The sequence below is a fragment of the Streptomyces sp. NPDC003023 genome, from assembly GCF_042888225.1.
Lineage (GTDB): Bacteria > Actinomycetota > Actinomycetes > Streptomycetales > Streptomycetaceae > Streptomyces.
Window position 1 is genome coordinate 479348 of record NZ_JBIAPL010000006.1, and the last position, 7613, is coordinate 486960.

7 protein-coding genes are annotated in these 7613 nt (G+C 70.4%); 5 read left to right on the forward strand and 2 right to left on the reverse strand.

Going from position 1 to position 7613, the window contains the following annotated elements; genetic code table 11:
• Position 1 precedes the first annotated feature (1 nt).
• Positions 2-691, reverse strand: coding sequence for a two-component system response regulator MtrA (gene mtrA / locus ACFYV1_RS22415; RefSeq protein WP_005316841.1), 690 nt, complete (start codon positions 689-691; stop codon positions 2-4).
• A gap of 4 nt (positions 692-695) precedes the next feature.
• Positions 696-1841, reverse strand: coding sequence for an S-methyl-5-thioribose-1-phosphate isomerase (gene mtnA / locus ACFYV1_RS22420; protein ID WP_389397281.1), 1146 nt, complete (start codon positions 1839-1841; stop codon positions 696-698).
• A gap of 182 nt (positions 1842-2023) precedes the next feature.
• Between mtnA and ACFYV1_RS22425 the strand changes: the two genes are divergently transcribed.
• From ACFYV1_RS22425 to ACFYV1_RS22445, 5 genes are read left to right on the forward strand one after another with little or no spacing between them, the layout of a single operon-like run.
• Complete coding sequence (locus tag ACFYV1_RS22425; protein ID WP_389397282.1) at positions 2024-3244, forward strand: glycerophosphoryl diester phosphodiesterase membrane domain-containing protein; 1221 nt, start codon at positions 2024-2026, stop codon at positions 3242-3244.
• Positions 3245-3248: 4 nt separating this feature from the next.
• Positions 3249-3935 carry a DUF4129 domain-containing protein gene (locus ACFYV1_RS22430; RefSeq protein ID WP_389397283.1) on the forward strand — a complete coding sequence of 229 codons (687 nt, stop codon included), beginning with the start codon at positions 3249-3251 and terminating at the stop codon, positions 3933-3935.
• Positions 3932-5152: a DUF4350 domain-containing protein gene (locus ACFYV1_RS22435; RefSeq protein WP_389397284.1), complete on the forward strand. Its 1221-nt coding sequence runs from the start codon at positions 3932-3934 to the stop codon at positions 5150-5152. The genes ACFYV1_RS22430 and ACFYV1_RS22435 overlap by 4 nt, the downstream gene beginning before the upstream one ends.
• Positions 5149-6132: an AAA family ATPase gene (locus tag ACFYV1_RS22440; RefSeq protein ID WP_389397285.1), complete on the forward strand. Its 984-nt coding sequence runs from the start codon at positions 5149-5151 to the stop codon at positions 6130-6132. The genes ACFYV1_RS22435 and ACFYV1_RS22440 overlap by 4 nt, the downstream gene beginning before the upstream one ends.
• Before the next feature lie 8 nt (positions 6133-6140).
• Positions 6141-7451, forward strand: coding sequence for a DUF58 domain-containing protein (locus ACFYV1_RS22445; protein ID WP_389397286.1), 1311 nt, complete (start codon positions 6141-6143; stop codon positions 7449-7451).
• Positions 7452-7613: the final 162 nt, after the last annotated feature.

The window sequence follows — 7613 nt, forward strand, 5'->3', positions numbered from 1 at the left end:
GTCAGCTCGGCCCGGCCTTGTAACCGACACCACGGACGGTCACCACGATCTCCGGGCGCTCGGGGTCTTTCTCGACCTTCGAGCGCAGCCGCTGCACGTGAACATTCACCAGCCGGGTGTCGGCGGCGTGGCGGTAACCCCACACCTGCTCGAGAAGCACCTCGCGGGTGAACACCTGCCAGGGCTTGCGCGCGAGCGCGACGAGCAGGTCGAACTCCAGCGGAGTGAGAGCGATCGACTGACCGTCCCGCTTCACGGAGTGACCCGCGACATCGATGACCAGGTCCCCGATCGTCAGCTGCTCCGGAGCAGGCTCCTCCGACCTCCGCAGCCGTGCCCGGATCCGGGCGACCAGTTCCTTGGGCTTGAACGGCTTGACGATGTAGTCGTCGGCCCCGGACTCGAGACCGACCACGACGTCGACAGTGTCACTCTTGGCGGTCAGCATCACGATCGGAACCCCCGACTCGGCCCTGATGAGCCGGCACACCTCGATGCCGTCCCGTCCGGGCAGCATGAGGTCGAGGAGCACCAGATCAGGCTTGGCCTCCCGGAAAGCGGCAAGTGCCTTGTCACCGTCCGCTACGAACGACGGCTCGAAACCTTCACCACGCAGCACAATGCCGAGCATCTCGGCCAGTGCGGTGTCGTCGTCGACGACAAGGACTCGTCCCTTCATAAACGACATCATCCCATTAGCTAATCGTTACCTGGCGTGACCTGGCACACAGCTCCGCTATCCCGCCCCCTGTGACCGGCGACAACGTCCCCTCCTCGGTGACGATCGCCGTCACCAGATCAGGCGGCGTGACATCGAATGCGGGGTTGTACGCCTGGGTTCCCAGAGGGGCTACGGACAGCCCACTGCTACCGGAACCGGCCACCACGGACTGCGGGGATGTTACCTCCGTCACCTCGCGCCCCGGGCGCTGCTCCACCTCGATCGCCGCTCCGTCGGGAGTGTCCGGGTCCACGGTCGTCGTCGGCGCCACCACGATGAACGGCACATGGTGGTACTTGGCCAGCACGGCCAGCGGGTAGCTGCCGACCTTGTTCGCCACCGACCCGTCCGCGGCGATCCGGTCCGCACCGATCAGCACCGCGTCCACCTCGCCGGCCGCGAAGAGCGATCCCGCGGCGTTGTCCGTCAGCAGCGTGTAGGGCATTTTGTTGCGGGCCGCCTCGTACGCGGTCAGCCGCGAGCCCTGCAGCAGCGGCCGCGTCTCGTCCACCCACAACCGTCGCAGCCGCCCCGCCCGGTGAGCGGAGAGCGCGACGGCGAAGGCCGTTCCCTCACCGCCGGACACCAGCGCTCCGGTGTTGCAGTGCGTCAGGATCCGATGACCTCCGCCGGGCAGCAGCTCCTCCAGCAGCACCAGACCGTGCTGGGCCATACGACGGCTCGCATCGGCGTCCCCGCGGTGCAGCTCCCGAGCGGCGGCGAGCGCAGCGCCGGCGGCCTGCTCGGTGCCTGCGCCGCGGCCCACGGCAGCCCGGTACGCGGACGCCGCCAGTCGCACGCCGTACCCCAGGTTCACCGCGGTGGGCCGCGCGTTCGCCAGCAGTTCCGCGGCCTCGTCGACGTCGAAGCCCCGTATCGCGGCAAGGGCCACCCCGTAGGCACCGGCGATGCCCAGGACCGGCGCTCCGCGCACCGCGAGCGACCGGATCGCCCGCACCAGGGCAGGCACGTCGGTGCAGACCAGTTCGACCTCTTCCACGGGCAGCCGGGTCTGGTCGAGAAGCACCAGCACGGGCCCTTCCGGCGGCTCGTCCCAACGGAGCACCGGAAGCTGGGGCGGCTCGGCGACGCCCGGGTTCTGTGCGTACGGATCAGCCATCCGACCAGTCTGCCCCCCGGCGCTCCGACAATGAAGGTACGAAGGTGACCCGGCCCCCGGTCCACCGACGGTCTCCGCGTGGCACGATGGCAGCCAACCAGCCGCCTTTCGAGGCGGCGGGGCACCGTGAACGTGCCGGCTCGACGAGCCGGCCCCGCGACCAACCCATGAGGTGGACGACCGTGAACGACACTCCGGGCTGGGCATCGCCCGGGTCGGCTCCCTCCGACGGGCAGAACGCCGGCGTGCCGCACCCCGCTCCGCCCGCCGACGGAGGCGCTCCCCCCTCGAAGTGGTCCAAGGAGCAGCCCCCTCCCGGACAGTGGTCCGCTCCGGTCGGGCCCGGCAGGGCCCCCGCTCCTCCGCCGCCGCACTGGGGAGGAGGCCGGCACCACGACGGCGGCTGGGGCAGGCCTCCGGCCGCGAAGCCGGGCGTCATCCCGCTCCGCCCTCTCGGCGTCGGCGAGATCCTCGACGGCGCGGTGTCGACGATGCGCGCGCACTGGCGCACCGTCCTGGGCGTGACGATCACGCTCTCGGTGGTCTCCCAGATCTGCAGCATCCTCGTGGAGCGCTATCTCCTTCCCGAGCCTCCCGACATCGACCCCAACGCGACGCCCGAGGAAACCCTGGCGCAGTCGGTCGACTCGCTGCAGGCGAGCCTGCTCGCCATGGGACCCGCCCTGCTCATCGTGGTGATCGGCACGCTGCTCACCATCGCACTGCTCACCGTCGTGATCAGCCGCTCGGTGCTCGGACGCCCCGTCACCCTCGCCGAGGCCTGGAACGAGGCACGGCCGCGCCTGCCCCACCTGCTGGGTCTCACCCTGCTGCTGCCTGCGGGCAGCGCCGCGATCATGACCGTCGGTGTGCTGCCCGGGATCCTGATCGGCGGCGCCGGCGTCCTCCTCTCGGTACTCGGCGGGCTCGCAGCCGTCGCCGTCGTCGTCTGGCTTTGGGTGCGCTTCACTCTCGCCTCTCCCGCGCTCGTGCTGGAGCGCCAGGGCGTCTTCACCTCGCTGCGCCGCTCCGCCAAGCTGGTCCAGGGCGCCTGGTGGCGCATCTTCGGCATCTCCCTGCTGACCGTGCTGCTGACCTTCGTCGTGAGCATGGTCATCGCCATCCCGTTCACGATCATCGCTTTCGCCGCGGACGGCGGCGTCGCAGTGGGCGACTTCTTCACCGGGAAGAGCCCGGAATTCGGCTGGCCCTTCCTGATCATCACCGGCATCGGTTCGGTCATCGCGTCGTCGATCACATACCCGATCTCCGCCGGTGTGACAGTGCTCCTCTATGTGGACCAGCGGATCCGCCGCGAAGCCCTCGACCTCGAACTCGCACGCGCGGCAGGCCTCCCCGGCTACGGGTCGGCGCCGCCCGGCAGCGACTCCACCGGGGGCTGATGCGGTGTTGGGCACGGGGGGCGCCACGGCAGCACTGCTGATCCGGGCGAGTGACGACGTACCGGTGGACACACCGCGCGTTCCCGCACGCGAGGCAGCGGAGCGGGAACTGTCGAAGCCGATGTACCACGAGAACGATCCGAACCTTCTCCAGCGCGCTCTCAACAGCTTCTGGGACTGGTTCGGTGGCCTCCTCGACTCCGCGTCCGGCGGAGCCCCCGGAGGCCTGGTCGGAATGATCGCCGTCGTCCTCGTCGTCCTCGCCCTGGCGGCGGCACTCTGGTGGCGGCTCGGCAAACCCCAGCGCACCGCCGGGGTCTCGGACTCTCTCTTCGACGACAGCCCGCGCAGCGCCTCCGCGCACCGCGCTGCCGCAGAGACGCATGCCGCCGCCGACCGCTGGAACCAGGCCGTCCAGGAACGGATGCGTGCCATGGTCCGCTCCCTGGAGGAACGGGCTCTGCTGGACGCCCGGCCGGGCCGCACCGCCGACGAGGCGGCCGCGGAGGCGGGCCGACAACTTCCCGAACACGCAGACGAACTGCGTGCGGCAGCCCGCACGTTCGACGACGTCACATACGGCGGTCGCACCGCCGACCGGCGAGCGTACGAACGCCTCCGGGACCTGGACCTCGCGCTGGAGCGCACCAAACCCCTCATGGCCACCGCTGCCCAGGGAGCGGCCGAATGACCGGGCTCACCGGCAGCACCACGTCCATGTCGCCCTCCACACGCCAGGTGTGGAACCGCGTCCGCGGGCTGCTCCTCGCACTCGTGATCCTCGTCGTCGCCGGCATCGGCATGGCCGCTCTGCGGTCCGGCGACCACCACGGCCAACTGGATCCGCGCTCCGCCGACCAGTACGGCAGCCGTGCCGTCGCGGAGCTCCTGAAGGACCGGGGAGTCTCGACCCGAGTGGTCACCACCCTCGATGCCGCCACCGACGCGGCCGGCCCCGGCACAACGCTCCTCGTCACGGAGCCCGACATGCTGACAACAGGTCAGCAACGTGGCCTGCGGTCCGCCACCACCTCCTCCGGAGGCCGCACGGTACTGATCGCCCCCGGCCCGGCCTCCGTCAAAAACCTGGCTCCCGACGTCGACGTCGACTTCCCCACCGAGGTCTCCGTCCGCAGCCCGCAGTGCGACCTGCCCGCCGCCCGCAGCGCGGGCAGTGCCGATCTCGGCGGTGAACGCTACTCGACAGACGCGTCCCCGGCCGATGGCTGCTACCTCGTGGACGGGCTCCCTTCCCTGCTCAGGCTCGAAGGTACCGACAACGGCGACACCGTCCTTCTGGGCGCCCCTGACATCCTCTACAACGACCGTCTCGACAAGCACGGCAACGCCTCCCTGGCACTGCAGCTCCTGGGCTCCCGCCCGGAGCTGGTCTGGTACATCCCTTCGCTCGACGACCCCTCCGCGGCAGGGTCGTCCGACGGTGAACTCGATGACGACGGCTCCGGCGACGGCGAGGACGCCTTCTTCGATCTCATCCCCGGCGGCTGGCTGTGGGGCACGCTGCAACTCGCCGTGGCCGCTGTCCTCGCCGCCGTCTGGCGCGGTCGCCGTCTCGGCCCGCTCGTGACCGAGCGGCTGCCGGTGACCATCCGTGCCTCGGAGGCCACCGAGGGACGCGCCCGCCTCTACCGCAAGGTGAACGCGCGCGACCGTGCCGCCGCTTCGCTCCGCGCCGCGACCAGGAACCGGGTTGCCCCGCTCCTCGGTGTATCGGCGGCCGACACCCACTCACCCGAAGCGTTGCTTCCCGCGCTCTCGGCCCACCTCCCCGAGGGGGAGCGCAACATCCGCGAGCTGCTCTTCGGCGCACCCCCGACCGATGACAGCGGCCTCGTCCAACTCGCAGACCAACTCGACGCCCTCGAAAGAGAGGTACGCACCTCATGAGCGCCCCGTCCCCCGAGACAGCCGAGAACTCGGACCGCGCCCGCGCCTCCCTGGAGGCCCTGCGCACCGAGATCGCCAAGGCCGTGGTCGGCCAGGACCCCGCTGTCACCGGACTCGTCGTGGCCTTGCTCTGCCGCGGCCATGTCCTCCTCGAGGGAGTGCCCGGCGTCGCCAAGACGCTCCTGGTCCGCGCTCTGGCCGCCTCGCTCGAACTCGACACGAAGCGCGTCCAGTTCACTCCCGACCTGATGCCCAGCGATGTCACCGGGTCTCTTGTCTACGACACGCACACCTCCGAGTTCTCCTTTCAGCCGGGCCCGGTGTTCACCAATCTCCTGCTCGCCGACGAGATCAACCGCACGCCGCCCAAGACCCAGTCGTCGCTCCTCGAAGCAATGGAGGAGCGCCAGGTCACGGTCGACGGAACCCCCCGCCCGCTCCCCGAGCCGTTCCTGGTCGCGGCGACTCAGAACCCTGTCGAGTACGAGGGCACTTACCCCCTTCCGGAAGCACAGCTGGACCGCTTCCTGCTCAAGCTGACCGTCCCCCTTCCGTCCCGCGAGGACGAGATCAACGTCCTGACCCGGCATGCCGACGGATTCAATCCGCGCGACCTCGATGCGGCGGGGGTGCGTCCCGTCGCCGGCCCTGCGGAGCTGGAGGCCGCCCGCGCCGCCGTGGCCAAGACCTCGGTCTCAGCGGAGATCGCCGCCTACGTCGTCGACATCTGCCGTGCCACCCGCGAATCCCCGTCGCTGACTCTGGGCGCCTCACCTCGAGGCGCCACGGCCCTGCTGTCCACCGCCCGCGCCTGGGCCTGGCTCACCGGACGCGACTACGTCATCCCCGATGATGTGAAGGCCCTGGCCCTGCCCACCCTTCGGCACCGGCTCCAACTCCGGCCCGAGGCGGAGATGGAAGGAGTCACCGCCGACTCCGTCATCACCGCGATCCTCGCCCACGTCCCCGTACCCCGCTGAGGCTGTCCATGGCCCTCACTGGAAGAACCGCGCTCCTCGCCGCTCTCGGCTCTCTCCCCGTGGGCATCCTCGCCCCGAGCTGGACGGGGATGCTCGCTGTCAACGCGCCTCTCTCACTAGCAATCCTGTGCGACTACGCCCTCGCCGCGCCAGTACGAACGCTCCGATTCACCCGAAGCGGCGACACGTCAGTTCGACTGGGTGACGCAGCCGAAGTCGTTCTGACCGTCACCAATCCCTCCGGCCGCCGTCTACGCGCCGATCTCCGCGACGCCTGGCCTCCCAGCAGTTGGCTCCCGGGGACCGAGCAGGCGGCGGCCCGCCACACACTGACCGTCCCGGCAGGCGAGCGTCGTCGTCTCACGACGGCCCTGCGCCCCACGCGACGCGGCGACCGCCACGCAGAACACGTCACTGTCCGTTCCTACGGGCCTCTGGGACTGGCGGCCCGGCAGGGAAAGCACAATGTTCCCTGGACGGTACGCGTGCTGCCGCCGTTCACGAGCCGCAAGCACCTGCCCTCACGGCTGGCACGACTGCGGGAGCTCGACGGTCGCACCAGTGTCCTCATCCGCGGACAGGGCACCGAGTTCGACAGCCTTCGCGACTACGTGCCCGGTGACGACACCCGCTCCATCGACTGGCGGGCCACCGCCCGCAGATCCACGGTCGCGGTGCGTACGTGGCGACCGGAGCGGGACCGGCACATCCTGATCGTCCTCGACACCGGCAGGACATCAGCCGGTCGGGTGGGAGACGTGCCGCGCCTGGACGCCTCCATGGACTCCGCACTGCTGCTCAGCGCACTGGCTTCACGGGCCGGCGACCGGGTCGGGCTGCTGGCGTACGACCGCCGCGTCCGTGCTCAGGTCCTGGGCCGCTCCGCCGGCGACATCCTGCCCGCGCTCGTCAACGCTTTCGCGCCGCTGGAGTCGGAGCTGGTCGAGACGGACGCCCGCGGCCTCAGCGCTGCCGCGTTGCAGAACGCTCCCCGCCGGTCCCTGATCGTTCTTCTGACCAACCTCGACGCCGCTCCCATCGAAGAGGGCCTGCTGCCCGTCCTCCCGCAGCTCACCCAGCGCCACACCGTGCTGGTGGCATCCGTGGCCGACCCGCACATCGAGCGCATGACCGGAACGCGTGGCTCGGTCGAGGGCGTCTACGACGCCGCGGCCGGCACACAGGCCCAGGCCCAGAGGCGCCGCACGGCCGAGCAGTTGCAGCGCCATGGCGTCACGGTTGTCGACGAGACGCCCGAGAAGCTCGCGCCGGCGCTGGCCGACGCCTACCTGGCCCTCAAGGCCGCCGGTCGCCTCTGAGTCCGGCCGATCGCGGCCGGACTCGGGGCAGGCTTTTTACAAAGGGCCTGCCCCCTGCCTAAAGGGTCCTGAACGCAGGAAAGCCCCGCACCAGAGGTGCGGGGCTTTCCCACAATGATTGTTCGGCGGCGTCCTACTCTCCCACAGGGTCCCCCCTGCAGT